The sequence below is a fragment of the Streptomyces sp. NPDC025793 genome, assembly GCF_055558375.1.
In genome coordinates this window covers 260,694-277,732 of sequence record NZ_JBVHMR010000005.1, presented here as the reverse complement: position 1 = coordinate 277,732, position 17,039 = coordinate 260,694, and the positions used below count along the sequence as shown (strand labels likewise).

The following is a 17,039-nucleotide window of genomic DNA, read 5'->3' as shown; positions in this document are numbered from 1 at the left end:
GCCCAAACATTAGACTCGGGCGAGCCCGGCAAGCTCGATCAGCTCAACGCAAGGAGGCACGGGTGCCGCTGCTGACCCGCATCAGGGGACCGCGCGATCTGGACCGGCTCAGCCTGGAGGAGCTGGACCAGCTGGCCGGGGAGATCCGGACCTTCCTCGTCGACGCGGTCTCCAAGACCGGCGGCCACCTCGGCCCCAACCTGGGCGTGGTCGAGCTCACCATCGCCCTCCACCGCGTCTTCGACTCGCCGAAGGACAAGGTGCTCTGGGACACCGGCCACCAGTCCTACGTGCACAAGCTGCTCACCGGCCGGCAGGACTTCTCCCAGCTGAAGAAGAAGGGCGGCCTGTCCGGCTACCCCTCGCAGGCCGAGTCCGAGCACGACGTCATCGAGAACAGCCACGCCTCCACGGTCCTCGGCTGGGCCGACGGCATCGCCAAGGCCAACCAGCTCACGAAGCGGGACAGCCACGTCGTCGCCGTCATCGGTGACGGCGCCCTCACCGGCGGCATGGCCTGGGAGGCGCTGAACAACATCGCCGACGCCAAGGACCGCCCGCTCGTCATCGTCGTCAACGACAACGAGCGGTCCTACGCCCCCACGATCGGCGGTCTCGCCAACCACCTGGCCACGCTGCGCACGACCGACGGGTACGAGCGCTTCCTGGCCCGTGGGAAGGACCTGCTGGAGCGCACGCCCGTCGTCGGCAGGCCGCTCTACGAGACCCTCCACGGCGCCAAGAAGGGCCTGAAGGACTTCATCGCCCCGCAGGGCATGTTCGAGGACCTCGGGCTGAAGTACGTCGGCCCGATCGACGGCCACGACATCGAGGCGCTGGAGTCGGCCCTCGCGCGGGCCAAACGGTTCGGTGGCCCGGTGATCGTGCACTGCCTGACCGAGAAGGGCCGCGGCTACCAGCCCGCCCTGGCGGACGAGGCCGACCGCTTCCACGGCATCGGCCCGATCCACCCCGACACCGGCCTGCCGGTCAAGGCCTCGGGCGCCGACTGGACCTCCGTGTTCGGCGACGAGATGGTCGAGCTCGGCAAGGAGCGCGACGACATCGTGGCCATCACGGCGGCCATGCTTCAGCCGGTCGGCCTGAAGAAGTTCGCCGACGCCTTCCCGGACCGCATCTACGACGTCGGCATCGCCGAGCAGCACGGCGCCGTCTCGGCCGCCGGGCTCGCCTACGCCGGTCTGCACCCGGTCTTCGCCGTCTACGCCACCTTCCTCAACCGCGCCTTCGACCAGGTCCTCATGGACGTGGCCCTGCACAAGTGCGGCGTGACGTTCGTACTGGACCGGGCCGGCGTCACGGGCACGGACGGCGCCTCCCACAACGGCATGTGGGACATGTCGATCCTCCAGGTCGTGCCGGGGCTGCGACTGGCCGCGCCGCGCGACGCCGAGCAGGTGCGCGCCCAGCTCCGCGAGGCCGTCGCCGTCGAGGACGCGCCGACCGTGGTGCGCTTCTCCAAGGGCGCCGTCGGCCCCGCCGTACCGGCCGTCGGACGCGTCGGGGGCATGGACGTGCTGCGCGAGCCCGGCACCGACCGGCCGGACGTGCTGCTGGTCTCGGTCGGCGCCCTCGCCCCGATGTGCCTGGAGATCGCCGGCCTGCTCGACAAGCAGGGCATCTCCACCACCGTCGTCGACCCGCGCTGGGTCAAGCCCGTCGACGAGGCGATGGCTCCGCTGGCCGAGCGCCACCGGGTCGTCGTCACCGTCGAGGACAACAGCCGCGTCGGCGGTGTCGGCTCCGCGGTCGCCCAGGCCCTGCGCGACGCGGGCGTGGACGTGCCGCTGCGCGACTTCGGCATCCCGCCGCGCTTCCTGGACCACGCCTCCCGGGGCGAGGTGCTCACCGAGATCGGCCTGACCGCCCCGGACATCGCCCGCCAGGTCACCGGGCTGGTCGCCAGGCTGGACGGCCGGTTCGACCGTACGGCCGCCGAGGTGGACTCGGTGGAGCCCGCGCGCGACTGATCCGCAACGCGCCCCCACGGGCCGGTTCCGCCCCCCTTTGCGGTGGCGGAACCGGCCCGTTTGCGTGAACCTGCCCCTACCGGGGCATACGCTCCCCGACCCTCCCGATCATGCCGGGCCGTGTCCGGTCGGGTCGGGACACCCACAAGCGTGGGAGGTAGGCACGTGAGCAGCGCGCTGTTCAGGACGAAGAACGTCGAGCAGTCCATCCAGGACACCGAGGAACCGGAGCACTCGCTCAAGAAGTCCCTCTCCGCGCTCGACCTGACCGTCTTCGGCGTCGGTGTCATCATCGGCACCGGCATTTTCGTTCTCACCGGTCAGGTCGCCAAGAACAACGCCGGCCCGGCGGTGTCCCTGGCCTTCGTGGCGGCCGGCGTGGTGTGCGGACTCGCGGCACTCTGCTACGCCGAGTTCGCGTCCACGGTCCCTGTGGCAGGCTCGGCGTACACCTTCAGCTACGCCTCGCTCGGCGAGCTGCCCGCCTGGATCATCGGCTGGGACCTGGTCCTGGAGTTCGCGCTCGGCACGGCGGTGGTGGCCGTCGGCTGGTCCGGCTACATCCGCTCGCTGCTCGACAACGCGGGCTGGCACCTGCCGGACTACCTGGCCGGCCGGGACAACGCCGCCGGCTTCGGCTTCGACATCCTCGCCGCCGCCCTGGTGCTCGCGCTCACCGGCATCCTCGTCCTCGGCATGAAACTGTCCGCCCGGATCACCTCGCTCGTCGTCGCGATCAAGGTGATCGTCGTGCTCATCGTGATCGTCGCCGGTTCCTTCTTCATCAAGGGCGGGAACTACAAGCCGTTCATCCCGCCGTCCCAGCCGGTGCCCGCGGGCGGCAATCTCAAGGCCCCGCTGATCCAGCTGATGTTCGGCTGGGCGCCGGCCAACTTCGGTGTGATGGGCATCTTCACCGCCGCCTCCGTCGTCTTCTTCGCCTTCATCGGCTTCGACATCGTGGCCACGGCCGCCGAGGAGACCCGCAACCCGCAGCGCGACATGCCCCGCGGCATCCTCGGCTCGCTGTTCATCTGCACCGTGCTGTACGTGGCCGTGTCCATCGTCGTCACCGGCATGGAGAAGTACTCCAGACTGTCCGTGGAGGCCCCGCTCGCCGACGCCTTCAAGGCCATCGGGCATCCCTGGTACGCGGGCGTGATCAGCTTCGGCGCGGCCGTCGGACTGACCACGGTCTGCATGATCCTGCTCCTCGGCCAGACGCGCGTCTTCTTCGCGATGAGCCGCGACGGACTGCTGCCGCGCTTCTTCTCGCACGTCCACCCGCGTTTTCGGACCCCGCACCGGCCGACCATCCTGCTCGGCGTGATCATCGCGATCGTCGCCGGCTTCACCAGCCTGGCCGAGCTGGCCGAGCTGGTGAACATCGGCACGCTCTTCGCGTTCGTCGTCGTCGCGATCAGCGTGGTGATCCTGCGCCGCACCCGCCCCGACCTGCCCCGTGCCTTCCGCACCCCGTGGGTCCCGGTCGTCCCGATCCTGTCGGTGTGCGCCTCGCTGTGGCTGATGCTCAACCTGCCCGCCGAGACCTGGCTGCGGTTCGCCATCTGGATGGTGATCGGCTTCGTCGTCTACTTCTTCTACGGCCGCACCCACAGCCGGCTGGCCCTGCGGGAGCAGACCCCGGCCGGGGACGTCCCGGGGCCGTCGGCCGGTAACACACCCTAGCGCCTGTCGTCACCTTCCCGCCTGCCGTGCGGCGTCCGGCACGCGCTCCCCCAGGGGGGCACCCCCAGCGGCGTTGTCGTCGGTCGCCGGCTTCCCCGCGCTCGGCTTCGCTCGCGCGAAGGGGGCGCCACGCGTCGACTCCCTCCTCCGCCGTGCAGCCGCGCGCACCGGACGCCGCGCGGCCCGCCCGTCGGGCGGACGGCGGGAACGTGCCGACAGGCCCTCGGTCTGCGGTACCTCAGTCGAGCACCGCGCGGGGGCCGGTGACCGCCGCGCCCCGTTCGGTCACCCTGCGGCGCAGCTCGCGGTCGGCCGTCACGACCAGACAGGGGCGGTCGCCCGCGGTCGCGGTGAGTTCCACGATCCGGTCGTCGCCGATGCCGGGCGCCTCGTCGACCCGTACCCCGGGCACGGAGGCCACGCCCCGGGCCGCGCCCTCGACCACGAGGACCAGCTCCACGGGCCCGGACAGACCGGCCACGCCGGAGCGCGCGTACGGCACCATCCGGTCGCGCAGGCGGACGGCGGCGGCGCGGCGGTCGCGCCACCAGCCGTCGGGTACGGAGCCGACGACGTTCGCGCCGTCGATGATGAGGAGCGGCACGGGAGGGGGTGCGCTCGCCGCGTCGGGCGCGCCGGTGGTGTCCGTCATACCGGTAAGGGTCTCAGCCGGTGACCAGGGCGGCGGGGGCGCCCCGAAGGTCACCGCATAGGGTGAAGCGGTGAACGGCGACTGGTTCCTGCGCGGCCGAGACGGCCGGCTCAGTGTCTACCTGATCTCCGGTGACGCCGTGGTGTGGCGGGCCGAGCGCGTCCCCGGCGGCTCCTGGACCGCGCCCCAGCGGCTGGGCGGCGATCAGCGGCTGCACCCCTCGGCCGGGATCGGCCAGGGCGGCGACGGCTATGCCCACCTGGTGGCCTGGCGGCCCACGGCGGAGGGCGAGTCGGGCCTGGTGCACTCCGCGCACTTCCGCCCGCTGCTCGCGGCCCTGGACTGGAGCCCGGTCGGTCACCCGAAGAAGAAGGGCGACCGGACGGGCACCCCGGCCGTCACCGTGGACGCCCAGGGCCGCGCCCATGTGTTCGTCCGCAACAACGGCGCCGGAGTGCACCACCTCGCCCAGAAGGAGAAGGGCGGCTGGGAGCCCTGGCTGGACCTGCGGGGCAGCAAGGTCCAGGACGGCCTGGCGGCGGTGACCGGGGAGTCCGGCCTGGTCGAGGTGTACGCGGCCGTCCCCGACGGCATGCTGTGCTGGCGCCAGGAGGAGCCGGGCACCCGGCCGGTCATGCAGGAGCGCCTGAAGGCCCCGGTCCGCCCCGGCACCCTGCGCGCCCTCGCGACCTCACCCGAGAGCACGACGGTGTTCTTCACGGACACCTCGGGGGACGTGTGCGCCTGGCGCCCCGGCGGCGAACCGGCGGTCCTGGTGCCCGCGGCGGGCCCCGGCCCGGTCGCGGCGATCCGCTGCGAACTCGACGGTCACGACTGCACCCTGCTCGCGCAGCGCTCGGCGAGCGGCCGGGTGGCCTTCGCCGCCTATCCCACGGAGCTGGAGTCGGCGGGCGCCTGGTGGACGGAGTCGGGTCCGCGCCTGCCCGTCGACGCCCTGGTGGCCCTGGCCAAGGACGCGGACGGCCGCGTGGCGGCGGCGACGCTGTCCCCGTCGACCGGGCAGCTCCTGCTGGCCCGGCGCAAGGACGAGCCGGGGCTCGCGCTCACGGCGTGGCAGCAGGTCTGAACACGCGGAAGGGCCCCCGCCGCCGCGGGGGCCCTTCACACTGCGTCCGGTGTTACGCCGGGACCGACGCCACGCCCGGGGCGAGGAACTTCTTGCCGTTCACGCGCTCCGAGACACCCTCACGGTCCAGGTACGGCGTGACGCCGCCCAGGTGGAAGGGCCAGCCGGCGCCCGTGATCAGGCACAGGTCGATGTCCTGCGCCTCGGCGACGACGCCCTCGTCGAGCATGAGCCCGATCTCCTGGGCGACGGCGTCCAGAACGCGCTCGCGGACCTGCTCCTCCGTCAGGACGACATCGCCCTGCTTCAGCAGCGCGGCGACCTCGGGGTCCAGCTCCGGCTTCCCGCTGTCGTACACGTAGAAGCCGCGCTTGCCCGCCTTGACGACGGCCGCGAGGTTGGGGGAGACCGTGAAGCGGTCCGGGAAGGCCCGGTTCAGCGTCTCGGAGACGTGCAGGCCGATCGCCGGGCCGACCAGCTCCAGCAGCACCAGCGGGGACATCGGCAGACCGAGCGGCTCGACGGCCTTCTCGGCGACCTCGACCGGGGTGCCCTCGTCGATGACGTTCTGGATCTCGCCCATGAAGCGGGTCAGGATGCGGTTCACGACGAACGCCGGGGCGTCCTTGACCAGGACCGCGGTCTTCTTCAGCTTCTTGGCGACGGCGAACGCGGTCGCGAGCGAGGCGTCGTCCGTCTTCTCGCCGCGGACGATCTCCAGCAGCGGCAGCACGGCGACCGGGTTGAAGAAGTGGAAGCCGACGACCCGCTCGGGGTGCTTCAGCTTCGACGCCATCTCCGACACCGACAGCGAGGAGGTGTTGGTCGCGAGGATCGCGTGCGCCGGGGCGACGGCCTCGACCTCCGCGAACACCCGCTGCTTGACGCCGATCTCCTCGAACACGGCCTCGATGACGAAGTCCGCGTCCGCGAAGCCCTCGGCCTTGTCCAGGACGCCGGTCACCAGCGCCTTGAGGCGGTTGGCCTTGTCCTGGTTGATGCGGCCCTTGCCGAGCAGCTTGTCGATCTCGGCGTGGACGTAGCCCACACCCTTGTCGACGCGCTCCTGGTCGATGTCGGTCAGCACGACCGGCACCTCCAGGCGGCGCAGGAACAGCAGCGCGAGCTGACTGGCCATCAGACCGGCGCCCACGACGCCGACCTTGGTGACCGGGCGGGCCAGGTTCTTGTCCGGGACGCCGGCGGGACGCTTGCCACGCTTCTGCACCAGGTTGAACGCGTAGATGCCCGCGCGCAGTTCGCCGCCCATGATCAGGTCGGCGAGCGCCTGGTCCTCGGCGTCGAAGCCCTGCTGGAGGTCGCCGTTCTTGGCGGCCTCGATGATGTCGAGGGCGCGGTAGGCGGCCGGGGCGGCACCGTGCACCTTGGAGTCGGCGACGAAGCGGCCCCGCGCGACGGCCTGGTCCCAGGCCTCGCCGCGGTCGATCACCGGGCGCTCGACGGTGACGTCGCCCTTGAGGACCTGGGCGGTCCACAGCAGCGACTGCTCCAGGAAGTCGGCGCCCTCGAAGAGCGCGTCGGCGATGCCGAGGTCGAAGACCTGCTGGCCCTTGAGCTGCTTGTTCTGGTTCAGGCTGTTCTCGATGATGACCGAGACGGCCTTGTCGGCGCCGATCAGGTTCGGCAGCAGCGCGCAGCCGCCCCAGCCCGGGACCAGACCGAGGAAGACCTCGGGCAGCGAGAACGCCGGGATCGCCTTGGAGACGGTCCGGTAGGAGCAGTGCAGACCGACCTCGACGCCGCCGCCCATCGCGGCGCCGTTGTAGTACGCGAAGGTCGGCACGGCCAGCTTGGCCAGGCGCTTGAAGACCTCGTGGCCGCCCTTGCCGATGGCGAGGGCGTGCTCGTGCTCCTTGAGGATCTCCACGCCCTTGAGGTCGGCGCCGACCGCGAAGATGAACGGCTTGCCGGTGATGCCGGCGCCGACGATCCCGCCGTCCGCGGCCTCCTTCTCGACCTGGTCGATCGCGGCGTCGAGGTTCGCCAGCGAGGCCGGGCCGAAGGTGGTCGGCTTGGTGTGGTCCAGGCCGTTGTCCAGCGTGATCAGCGCGAAGCGGCCCGCACCGAAGGGCAGGTCGAGGTGGCGTACGTGCGCGGACGTGACGACCTCGTCGGGGAACTGCGCGGAGGCCTGCTGCAGAAGCTCGGCGGTGGTGCTCACTTGTCCCCCTCGAAGTGCGGGTTCTCCCAGATGACCGTCGCGCCCATGCCGAAGCCGACGCACATGGTGGTCAGGCCGTAGCGGACGTGCGGCTGCTCCTCGAACTGGCGGGCCAGCTGCGTCATCAGACGCACACCGGAGGAGGCCAGCGGGTGACCGAAGGCGATGGCGCCGCCGTACTGGTTGACGCGCGCGTCGTCGTCGGCGATGCCGTAGTGCTCCAGGAAGGCCAGGACCTGGACGGCGAAGGCCTCGTTGATCTCGAAGAGGTTGATGTCCTCGATCGACAGACCGGCCTTGGCGAGGGCCTTCTCCGTGGCCGGGATCGGGCCGTAGCCCATGACCTCCGGCTCGACGCCCGCGAAGGCGTACGAGACGAGGCGCATCTTGACCGGCAGGTCGTGCTCGCGGGCGAAGTCCTCGGAGGCGATGATCGAGGCGGTCGCACCGTCGTTGAGACCGGCGGCGTTACCGGCGGTGACGCGGCCGTGCACGCGGAACGGCGTCTTCAGACCGGAGAGGTTCTCCAGCGTCGTACCCGGACGCATCGGCTCGTCGGCGGTGACCAGACCCCAGCCGGTCTCGCCGGCCTCCGGGTTGGTGCGGCGCACCGAGATCGGCACCAGGTCCTGCTGGATCTTGCCGTCGGCGTACGCCTTGGCGGCCTTCTCCTGCGAGCGCACCGCGTACTCGTCGGCGCGCTGCTTGGTGATCGTCGGGTACCGGTCGTGCAGGTTCTCGGCGGTCATGCCCATGAACAGGGCGGACTCGTCGACGAGCTTCTCGCTCACGAACCGCGGGTTCGGGTCCACGCCCTCGCCCATCGGGTGGCGGCCCATGTGCTCCACGCCACCGGCGATGACGGCGTCGTAGGCGCCGAAGGCGATCGAGCCGGCGGTGGTGGTGACGGCGGTCAGGGCGCCGGCGCACATGCGGTCGATCGAGTAGCCCGGCACGGACTGCGGCAGGCCCGCGAGGATGCCGGCGGTACGGCCGAGGGTCAGACCCTGGTCACCGATCTGCGTGGTCGCGGCGATGGCGACCTCGTCGATCTTCTTGGGGTCCAGACCGGGGTTGCGGCGCAGCAGCTCCCGGATCGCCTTCACGACAAGGTCGTCGGCGCGGGTCTCGTGGTAGATGCCCTTCGGGCCCGCCTTGCCGAACGGGGTGCGGACGCCGTCGACGAAGACGACGTCCCTGACGGTACGAGGCACGATGGCTCTCCTCCAGAATGGGACGCTGAGCGCTTGCTTACGACCATGCTACTTGTGAGTAATGTAGCTGCCCAGTCCCCTCGGCCGGAGCGGCGAACGTCACATGCCCGCGGTCACCTCCGTGTGGACCGGCGCCGAGACGGCCGGCGCGGTGTCCCCTTCCCTTCCCCTTCCCCTGCACGCCCTCCCGGGATCTTGGCGTGATCTCGACGTCCCGGTTCCGCTTCCGTGGCCCCTACGGCGCCCACGGGGAGACCGTCTCAGGCCCCCTTCGCCGAGAGCGCCTTCACCAGCGCCGGCGTCACCAGGGCCACTTGCCAGGGACGCGCGCCGTAGCCGGTCAGCGCGGCCTCCACGGATTCGGTGTCGACGGCCTTCGGCGGCTCCCAGCAGATGCGCCGCACCGTGTCCGGCGCCACCAGGTTCTCCTGCGGCAGGTTGAGCTGCTCGGCGAGGGCGGTGACCCCTGCCCGGGCCGAGGCGAGGCGGGCCGCGGCGGCGGGGTCCTTGTCGGCCCAGGCGCGCGGCGGCGGCGGCCCGGCCACGGGCTGGCCCGGCTGCGGCAGCGCGGTGTCCGGCAGCGCCTTGGCCCGGTCGACGGCCGCCTGCCACTGCTCCAGCTGCCGCCGCCCCATCCGGTGCCCGAACCCGTTCAGCGCCGCGAGCGCGTGGACGTTGGCCGGAAGGGACAGCGCCGCCTCCACGATGGCCGCGTCGCTCAGCACCTTGCCCGGCGACACGTCCCGGCGCTGCGCGATCCGGTCGCGGGTCTCCCACAGCTCCCGTACGACGCCGAGCTGGCGGCGCCGCCGTACCTTGTGCATCCCGGACGTGCGCCGCCAGGGGTCCTTGCGCGGTTCGGCGGGCGGTGCCGTCGCGATCGCGTCGAACTCCTGGAGGGCCCACTCCAGCTTGCCCTGGCGGTCCAGCTCCTTCTCCAGGGCGTCGCGCAGGTCGACGAGCAGTTCCACGTCGAGGGCGGCGTACCGCAGCCAGGGCTCGGGCAGCGGGCGCGTCGACCAGTCGACGGCGGAGTGGCCCTTCTCCAGGACGTAGCCGAGGACGCCCTCGACCATGGCGCCGAGGCCGACCCGGGGGAAACCGGCCAGCCGGCCGGCCAGTTCGGTGTCGAACAGCCGGGTCGGGATCATGCCTATCTCGCGCAGGCAGGGCAGGTCCTGGGTGGCGGCGTGCAGGTCCCACTCGGCGCCGGACAGCGCCGCGCCGAGCCCGGACAGGTCGGGGCAGGCCATCGGGTCGATCAGCGCCGTCCCGGCGCCCTCGCGGCGCAGCTGCACCAGGTAGGCGCGCTGGCCGTAGCGGTATCCGGAGGCGCGCTCGGCGTCGACGGCGACGGGGCCGGAGCCGGCGGCGAACGCGGAGATCACCTCGGTGAGGGAGGCCGCGTCGGCGATGACGGGCGGAATGCCCTCGCGGGGTTCGAGCAGCGGCGTCGGCGCCCCCGTCACAGAAGATCCGGCGTCGTCCGGAGGAGTGCCTCCGGTGGTGCGCAGGGAACTGTCTGCTGCGGTGTCTTGGGCGTCGGTCACCTGTCAAGGGTATCCGTGTATGGACCGCGCCCGTCGACGGAACGTTCCGTCGACGGGCGCGGGAGGGTCGTAAACCGGTCAGCCCGGCGGCGCGAACACCTCGCGCGGGTGAATCGGTCGCTGCGCCGAACGGCTCAGTGGATGATCCCGGTGCGCAGGGCCACGGCCACCATGCCGGCGCGGTCGCCCGTGCCCAGCTTGCGGGCGATGCGGGCGAGGTGGCTCTTGACGGTCAGGGCGGACAGGCCCATCGAGACGCCGATGGCCTTGTTGGACTGGCCCTCCGCGACCAGGCGCAGCACCTCGACCTCGCGGCCGGACAGCTCGCGGTAGCCACCCGGGTGACTCGGGGCACCCGGGGGGCGGCGGTGCATCCGGGCGGCGCCGAGGGGAGCGGCGCCGGGCCGGGCGGGCAGGCCGATGTTGGTACGGGTGCCGGTGACGACGTAGCCCTTGACGCCGCCGGCCAGCGCGTTGCGGACCGCGCCGATGTCGTCGGCCGCGGACAGCGCCAGCCCGTTGGGCCAGCCCGCGGCGCGGGTCTCGGACAGGAGGGTCAGGCCGGAGCCGTCGGGCAGGTGGACGTCGGCGACGCAGATGTCGCGGGGGTTGCCGATGCGGGGACGAGCCTCCGCGATGGACGAGGCCTCGATGACATCGCGCACGCCGAGCGCCCACAGGTGACGGGTGACGGTGGAGCGGACGCGCGGGTCGGCCACGACCACCATGGCGGTCGGCTTGTTCGGGCGGTAGGCGACCAGGCTTGCGGGCTGCTCGAGGAGAACGGACACCAGGCCTCCTGGGGTGGGGGGACGGGGCCGGCTTGTGGGGAATCAGCCGGGACGAACCGTGCTTTCTAGGTCACAGTCGTCTTCGGCAGCAAACTCGTCCGCCTTTAGAGAATGATCACGATCTAGTGAGTAACAATCTGTGCAATTCGGACACGCGATCGATCATCCGAAGATCAAGTCGGTTCGAGCGGATGCGATCCGGGTTCGAAAGTGGCCGTATCGACAAAGAGATGGTCAATGAGGCGTCCAAGCGGGGGACCCCCGGGAACCTTGCGATCATCTCACCGTGACTGCGGGCCCCTGCGCTGCGGCAGCGTGACCACCGAGGCGTCCCCCGGACCGGCCGGCGGCAGCCCCGCGACCTGCGCCAGCAGATCGCACCAGGAGGCCAGATGGGACGCCGTGTCCGGCACTCCGCCGAGGCCCTCGCGGGGCGTCCAGGAGGCCCGGATCTCGATCTGCGAGGCGGCCGGCCGCTCGGCCAGCCCGCCGAAGTAGTGCGAACTCGCGCGCGTGATCGTCCCGCTCGGCTCGCCGTAGCCCAGCCCGCGCGCCTGCAGCGCCCCGGTCAGCCACGACCAGCACACCTCCGGCAGCAGCGGATCGGCCGCCATCTCCGGCTCCAGCTCCGCGCGCACCAGCGTCACCAGCCGGAACGTCCCGCGCCAGGCGTCGTGCCCGGCCGGGTCGTGCAGCAGCACCAGCCGCCCGTCGGCCAGCTCCTGCTCGCCGTCGACCACCACGGCCTCCAGCGCGTACGCGTGCGGGGCCAGCCGCTGCGGCGCGGGAGTGGGCTCCACCTCGACCTGTGGCCGCAGCCGGCTGCTGCGCAGGGCGTCGACCGCGGCCCGGAAAGCCGGTGGGCCCGCGGTACCGGAGTGCCGGTCCGCCTCCTCGGTGTCCTTCACGTCGTCCATTCCGTCAGCGCTGTCCGACATTCGTCCCTGAGCCCCAGCCATGCGGGGAAGAGTAAGGGGAAGCGCGGCTGTGTGCAGGGCAAGACACCCCCTGAGGGCTGCGGCACTTCTCTCCTCGCGGCCGTGCGAGACTTGCCGTCGTGAGTGCCAACGGAGAGCCCCTGGGCCAGCAGCCGACAGCGACGTACGACAGCGCCTTCCTCAAGGCGTGCAGGCGTGAGCCCGTGCCGCACACGCCGGTGTGGTTCATGCGTCAGGCCGGCCGCTCGCTGCCCGAGTACCGCAAGGTCCGCGAGGGCGTTCCGATGCTCGAATCCTGCATGCGGCCCGAGCTGGCCGCCGAGATCACGCTCCAGCCGGTACGGCGCCATGGCGTGGACGCGGCGATCTACTTCAGCGACATCGTCGTCCCGCTCAAGGCCATCGGCCTCGACCTCGACATCAAGCCCGGCGTCGGCCCGGTCGTCGAGCAGCCGATCCGCACCCGCGCCGACCTCGCCCGGCTGCGCGACCTCACCCCCGAGGACGTCCCGTACGTCACCGAGACCATCGGTCTGCTCACCCGCGAGCTGGGCGCCACCCCGCTGATCGGTTTCGCCGGCGCGCCTTTCACCCTCGCGAGCTACCTGGTCGAGGGCGGTCCGTCGCGCACGTACGAGAACGCCAAGGCGATGATGTACGGCGACCCCGAGCTCTGGGCCGACCTGCTCGACCGGCTCGCGGACATCACGGCCGCGTTCCTCAAGGTCCAGATCGAGGCCGGCGTGAGCGCGGTCCAGCTCTTCGACTCCTGGGCCGGCGCGCTCGCCCCCGCCGACTACCGGAACTCGGCCATGCCCGCCTCGGCGAAGGTCTTCGACGCCGTCGCCGGGTACGGCATCCCGCGCATCCACTTCGGTGTCGGCACCGGTGAGCTGCTGAAGCTCATGGGCGAGGCCGGCGCGGACGTCGTCGGCGTCGACTGGCGCGTCCCGCTGGACGAGGCCGCCCGCCGCGTCGGCCCCGGCAAGGCGCTCCAGGGCAACATCGACCCGACGGTCCTGTTCACCGACAAGAACACCGTCGAGGCCAAGGCCCAGGAGGTGCTGGACGCCGCCGCCGGACTGGAGGGCCATGTCTTCAACCTCGGCCACGGAGTCATGCCGAACACCGACCCGGACGCGCTGACCAGGCTCGCGGAGTACGTCCACACGCGCACCGCCCGCTGACTCACCACGTGGAGCGGGGCCGCGCCCGTCTGCCGAACAGCAGGCCGCGCCGCTCCGGCGGGGGCGGGGTGCCGGGCTTGAGGGGCCAGGCGAGCAGCACGCCCGCGACGAAGCCGACCACGTGCGCCGCGTACGCGACGGTGCCGGCGCCGGAGACGCCGTGCCCCGAGGAGTACACGGCCTGGAGCACGAACCAGAAGCCCAGCACCAGCCAGGCCGGCAGCCGCAGCGGCAGGAAGACCAGGAACGGCACGAGCACCCAGACCCGCGCCCTCGGCCACAGCACGATGTACGCGCCGAGCACCCCGGCGATCGCCCCGGACGCCCCGATCAGCGGGTCGCCCGAGGAGGCGTTGAGCAGCGCGAAGCCGTATCCCGCCGCGTAGCCGCAGACGACGTAGAAGACGAAGAACCGGACATGGCCCATCCGGTCCTCGACGTTGTTGCCGAAGATCAGCAGGAACAGCATGTTCCCCAGCAGGTGCAGCCAGCTGCCGTGCAGGAACATCGCCGTGAACACCGACAGGGGCGGGGACTTGTCGTACGACGGCGGTCCCACGACACAGCCCGGCCCCCGCGGGCCCACGCCCGTCTGCCCCGTCGGCACCAGCCGCGGCAGCTGATGCTGGATCAGCTCCCTCGGCACCGCCGCGTAGTGGTCCATGAACGCCTGGAGATGGCACAGCCGCGCAAGATCGCCGCCGCCGGCCACGGAGCCCGCCATGCCGGGCGTGCGGAGGAACACGACGACGTTGGCCGCGATGAGCGCGTACGTCACCCAGGGAGTGCGGCGCACCGGGTTCACGTCATGGACGGGGATGACCACACAGGAGTACTGCCCGGGACGCGATGGGCGAATCGCTGAACGGCCGGGGCGGGCCGTGCGTATCTGTTCTCAACCGACGTGAGGACAGGCGATGACGAACGCTCCGCAGGTATCGGCGATGCATGCTCTGCCCGACGGTGAGGCGGAGATCTCCCTGGTGGTGCGGCTGCCCTGGGAGGACGTGGCAAGGCTCGGCCAGGAGGCCGGCCGGCTGGCCGCGCAGACGGGGCGGCCGGTGACGCTGGACGAGGCGGTCGGCCACCGCCTGCGCTCCACCCGGCCCGCGGCCACCCACGCGCGGCCCGCGGGCGAGCAGCCGGCCGCCGTCTCCGCCGGCGCGTCCGTGGCCTCGCTGCCGAGGATCAGCGGGACGGCCTAGGACACCGTACCCGCCGCGGTGGCCCGCACCTTCGCCGTCGCCTTTCTCGCCGCCACCAGGACCGGGTCCCACACCGGTGAGAAGGGCGGGGCGTAGCCCAGGTCCAGGGCCGTCATCTGCTCCACCGTCATCCGCGCGGTCAGCGCGACCGCCGCGATGTCGACCCGCTTCGCCGCCCCTTCCCTGCCGACGATCTGGACGCCCAGCAGCCGGCCCGTGCGGTGTTCGGCGAGCATCTTGACCGTCATGGGGGCGGCGCCGGGGTAGTAGCCGGCGCGGTTGGTGGACTCGATGGTGACGGTCTCGTAGCGCAGGCCCACCCGGTCGGCGTCCTTCTCGCGCAGGCCGGTGCGGGCGATCTCCAGGTCGCACACCTTGCTGACCGCCGTGCCGACCACCCCCGGGAACGTGGCGTAGCCGCCGCCGGCGTTCGTGCCGATGACCTGGCCGTGCTTGTTGGCGTGGGTGCCGAGCGGGGCGTACTGCTCCTGGCCGGAGACCAGGTTCAGCACCTCCACGCAGTCGCCGCCCGCCCAGATCTCCTCGTGGCCGCGCACCCGCATCCCGAGGTCGGTGAGCAGGCCGCCGTGCGCGCCGAGCGGGAGACCGGCGGCGCGGGCGAGCGCGGTCTCCGGGCGGACGCCGATGCCGAGGACCACCACGTCCGCCGGGTACTCGGCGTGCGCCGTGGCCACCGCGCGCGCATGGCCGTCGTCCCCGGTGCGGATCCCGGTGACCTCGGCGTCGTTCACCATGGTGATGCCGAGGCCCTCCATGGCCTTGTGCACCAGGCGGCCCATGTCCGCGTCGAGCGTCGACATGGGTTCCCTGCCGCGGTTGACGACGGTCACCTCGAAGCCGCGGTTGATCAGCGCCTCGGCCATCTCCACGCCGATGTAGCCCGCGCCCACGACCACGGCCCTGCGGCCACGCGCGCGTGCCAGCGTCTCCAGCAGGGTCTGGCCGTCGTCCAGGGTCTGCACGCCGTGCACCCCGGGAGCGTCCGCGCCGGGCAGGTCGGGGCGGACCGGGCGGGCGCCCGTGGCGATGACGAGCTTGTCGTACGCCGTCCAGGACTCGGCGCCGGAATCGACGTCACGTGCGCGTACCCGCCGCCCGGCCACGTCGATCTCCGTGACCTCCGTGCGCAGCCGCAGATCGATGTCCCGCGCGCGGTGCTCCTCGGGAGTGCGGGCGATCAGGTCGTCCCGCTCGGGGACGTCACCGCCCACCCAGTAGGGGATGCCGCACGCCGAGAAGGAGGTGAAGTGGCCCCGCTCGAAGGCCACGATCTCCAGCTCGGCGGGCCCTTTCAGCCGGCGTGCCTGGGACGCCGCGGACATGCCCGCGGCGTCACCGCCGATCACGACCAGCCGTTCCGTGCCGCCCCGCCCATCGCTCATGGTCATGGGAACACGCTACGGGGCTGCGTCAGGTCAGTCCCGGCCGGTCCCGCGCGCGTCAGGGCGGGAGTCCGGGTCCGGTACCGGGCGCGTGGACGGCAGCGGGCCCAGCGCCGTCGGCACGGGAACGGGCGCGGGCTTCGCGCGCCGCGGCAGCCGGGGCCGTACGATCCGCAGCCACACCAGTGCCGTGAGGGCCGCGCAGGCCGCGAACGGCAGGGCGGCGCCGAGCGCGAGGGCGATCCAGCGCAGCATCGTGACGAACACGTGCCAGCCGCCCGACACGGCGTCCACGACGCCCGGAGAGCGGTCCGGGGCGGCCTTGCGCACGGGCTTCTCGGACAGCGACAGGGCGATGGTCGCGAGGCTCGTGCGGTCCTTCAGGGACGCCTGCTGCGCCAGCAGGGCCTCCAGGTCGGCCTCGCGGCTGCTCAACTCGCCCTCCAGGGACACGACATCGCTCAGCCCGTCCGCCCGGCCCATCAGCGCGCGGATCCGGTCCACGCTGGCCCGCTGCGACCGCACCCGGCTGTCCACGTCCACGACCTGGTCGGTGACGTCGACCGCCTTCGCGGTGCGCTCGACGAGCCTGCCGGTGCCCTGGAGGGTGGCGAGGACCTCGTCGTACCGCGCGCTCGGCACCCGCAGGACGACCCGGGTCCGCTCGTGGCCGTCGGCGTCCCGGTCGGTGTTCTCCTCGCCGACGTAGCCGCCCGCGCCCTTGGCGGTCGCCCGGGCCGCGGCCAGGGCCCTGGCGGCGTCCTTGACCTCGACGGTCAGGGAGGCGGTGCGGACGACGGCCTCCGGAGCGAGGCTCGGCGTCCGGCGCGCGGACCCCGTGGCGCCCGAAGTGCCCTGGCCGGGCGCGCCGTTGACGCCCGTGACCGGCTGCCGGGCCGCGTCCCCCGCGGCGGACTTCGCCGAGGCGTTGCCCTGGTCGGCGGCGGCGCCGCAGCCGGCGAGGGCGAGACAGGCGGCGAGCAGCAGCCCGGCGAGCGGCCGGACGGGGCGGCCTGAAGAACGTGGTGTGCGCATGGGCGGTACCCCCTGGGGACGGCGATCTGCGATGTCGATGACGGCCCTACGACGGCCGGGCGGGCGCAGACGTTTGACGGCGCGGGTTCCGATGCGGTCACGGTCCGGACGCGTC

The 17,039-nt window shown here is 72.3% G+C and carries 14 protein-coding genes and 1 pseudogene; 6 read left to right on the top strand and 9 right to left on the bottom strand.

Features of this window, described 5'->3' with window-relative positions; all coding sequences use genetic code 11:
• Nucleotides 1–62 precede the first annotated feature (62 nt).
• Both dxs and ACZ4MF_RS13605 read left to right on the top strand, forming a co-directional pair.
• Nucleotides 63–1,991 (top strand): 1-deoxy-D-xylulose-5-phosphate synthase, encoded by a 1,929-nt coding sequence (gene dxs / locus ACZ4MF_RS13610; RefSeq protein ID WP_467492180.1) that lies wholly within the window; start codon nucleotides 63–65, stop codon nucleotides 1,989–1,991.
• A 165-nt stretch (nucleotides 1,992–2,156) separates the two neighbouring features.
• On the top strand, nucleotides 2,157–3,680 hold the full coding sequence (locus ACZ4MF_RS13605; protein ID WP_467492179.1) for an amino acid permease: 1,524 nt from the start codon (nucleotides 2,157–2,159) through the stop codon (nucleotides 3,678–3,680).
• A gap of 238 nt (nucleotides 3,681–3,918) precedes the next feature.
• Here the strand turns inward: ACZ4MF_RS13605 and ACZ4MF_RS13600 are convergent, their stop codons facing one another.
• Entirely contained in the window at nucleotides 3,919–4,332 is a 414-nt protein-coding gene (locus tag ACZ4MF_RS13600; RefSeq protein WP_467492178.1) for an NYN domain-containing protein, read from the bottom strand.
• A 70-nt stretch (nucleotides 4,333–4,402) separates the two neighbouring features.
• On the opposite strand from ACZ4MF_RS13600, the gene ACZ4MF_RS13595 reads away from it, so the two are divergent.
• Entirely contained in the window at nucleotides 4,403–5,419 is a 1,017-nt protein-coding gene (locus tag ACZ4MF_RS13595; RefSeq protein WP_467492177.1) for a DUF8189 domain-containing protein, read from the top strand.
• 52 nt (nucleotides 5,420–5,471) lie between these two features.
• Here ACZ4MF_RS13595 and ACZ4MF_RS13590 read toward each other — a convergent pair whose 3' ends face one another.
• Nucleotides 5,472–7,601 (bottom strand): 3-hydroxyacyl-CoA dehydrogenase NAD-binding domain-containing protein, encoded by a 2,130-nt coding sequence (locus ACZ4MF_RS13590; protein ID WP_467492176.1) that lies wholly within the window; start codon nucleotides 7,599–7,601, stop codon nucleotides 5,472–5,474.
• Nucleotides 7,598–8,815 carry a thiolase family protein gene (locus ACZ4MF_RS13585; protein WP_356021727.1) on the bottom strand — a complete coding sequence of 406 codons (1,218 nt, stop codon included), beginning with the start codon at nucleotides 8,813–8,815 and terminating at the stop codon, nucleotides 7,598–7,600. Before ACZ4MF_RS13585 ends, ACZ4MF_RS13590 begins: the two co-directional genes overlap by 4 nt.
• 167 nt (nucleotides 8,816–8,982) lie before the next feature.
• Here ACZ4MF_RS13585 and ACZ4MF_RS13580 point away from each other — a divergent pair.
• Nucleotides 8,983–9,078: pseudogene (locus ACZ4MF_RS13580) on the top strand (carbohydrate ABC transporter permease); the annotation flags it as partial.
• Here ACZ4MF_RS13580 and ACZ4MF_RS13575 read toward each other — a convergent pair.
• From ACZ4MF_RS13575 to ACZ4MF_RS13565, 3 genes are all read right to left on the bottom strand, one after another.
• Nucleotides 9,076–10,365 (bottom strand): ribonuclease D, encoded by a 1,290-nt coding sequence (locus ACZ4MF_RS13575; RefSeq protein ID WP_467492175.1) that lies wholly within the window; start codon nucleotides 10,363–10,365, stop codon nucleotides 9,076–9,078. The pseudogene ACZ4MF_RS13580 and the gene ACZ4MF_RS13575 overlap by 3 nt on opposite strands.
• Before the next feature lie 134 nt (nucleotides 10,366–10,499).
• Nucleotides 10,500–11,156, bottom strand: coding sequence for a response regulator transcription factor (locus ACZ4MF_RS13570; RefSeq protein ID WP_069778144.1), 657 nt, complete (start codon nucleotides 11,154–11,156; stop codon nucleotides 10,500–10,502).
• Between the two features lie 281 nt (nucleotides 11,157–11,437).
• Nucleotides 11,438–12,115 (bottom strand): DUF3000 domain-containing protein, encoded by a 678-nt coding sequence (locus ACZ4MF_RS13565; RefSeq protein ID WP_467492174.1) that lies wholly within the window; start codon nucleotides 12,113–12,115, stop codon nucleotides 11,438–11,440.
• Nucleotides 12,116–12,213: 98 nt separating this feature from the next.
• On the opposite strand from ACZ4MF_RS13565, the gene hemE reads away from it, so the two are divergent.
• Nucleotides 12,214–13,281: a uroporphyrinogen decarboxylase gene (hemE, locus tag ACZ4MF_RS13560; protein ID WP_356021731.1), complete on the top strand. Its 1,068-nt coding sequence runs from the start codon at nucleotides 12,214–12,216 to the stop codon at nucleotides 13,279–13,281.
• 1 nt (nucleotide 13,282) lies between these two features.
• On the opposite strand, the gene ACZ4MF_RS13555 is transcribed toward hemE, so the two are convergent.
• A complete protein-coding gene (locus ACZ4MF_RS13555) occupies nucleotides 13,283–14,107 on the bottom strand; it encodes a rhomboid family intramembrane serine protease (RefSeq protein ID WP_467492173.1) in 825 nt (274 codons plus the stop codon).
• 91 nt (nucleotides 14,108–14,198) lie between these two features.
• Here ACZ4MF_RS13555 and ACZ4MF_RS13550 point away from each other — a divergent pair, with 91 nt between their 5' ends.
• Nucleotides 14,199–14,486 carry a hypothetical protein gene (locus ACZ4MF_RS13550; RefSeq protein WP_356021735.1) on the top strand — a complete coding sequence of 96 codons (288 nt, stop codon included), beginning with the start codon at nucleotides 14,199–14,201 and terminating at the stop codon, nucleotides 14,484–14,486.
• Here the strand turns inward: ACZ4MF_RS13550 and ACZ4MF_RS13545 are convergent.
• Together ACZ4MF_RS13545 and ACZ4MF_RS13540 are read right to left on the bottom strand one after the other, a co-directional pair.
• Complete coding sequence (locus ACZ4MF_RS13545; RefSeq protein WP_467492172.1) at nucleotides 14,483–15,895, bottom strand: FAD-dependent oxidoreductase; 1,413 nt, start codon at nucleotides 15,893–15,895, stop codon at nucleotides 14,483–14,485. The genes ACZ4MF_RS13550 and ACZ4MF_RS13545 overlap by 4 nt on opposite strands.
• Before the next feature lie 27 nt (nucleotides 15,896–15,922).
• Complete coding sequence (locus ACZ4MF_RS13540; RefSeq protein ID WP_467492171.1) at nucleotides 15,923–16,924, bottom strand: DUF4349 domain-containing protein; 1,002 nt, start codon at nucleotides 16,922–16,924, stop codon at nucleotides 15,923–15,925.
• Nucleotides 16,925–17,039 lie beyond the last annotated feature (115 nt).

Coding starts and splice junctions, on each gene's coding strand:
- ACZ4MF_RS13545 (WP_467492172.1), bottom strand. CDS start 15,895: ATGACCATGAGCGATGGGCGGGGCGGCACGGAACGGCTGGTCGTGATC.
- ACZ4MF_RS13565 (WP_467492174.1), bottom strand. CDS start 12,115: ATGGCTGGGGCTCAGGGACGAATGTCGGACAGCGCTGACGGAATGGAC.
- ACZ4MF_RS13550 (WP_356021735.1), top strand. CDS start 14,199: ATGACGAACGCTCCGCAGGTATCGGCGATGCATGCTCTGCCCGACGGT.
- ACZ4MF_RS13600 (WP_467492178.1), bottom strand. CDS start 4,332: ATGACGGACACCACCGGCGCGCCCGACGCGGCGAGCGCACCCCCTCCC.
- ACZ4MF_RS13540 (WP_467492171.1), bottom strand. CDS start 16,924: ATGCGCACACCACGTTCTTCAGGCCGCCCCGTCCGGCCGCTCGCCGGG.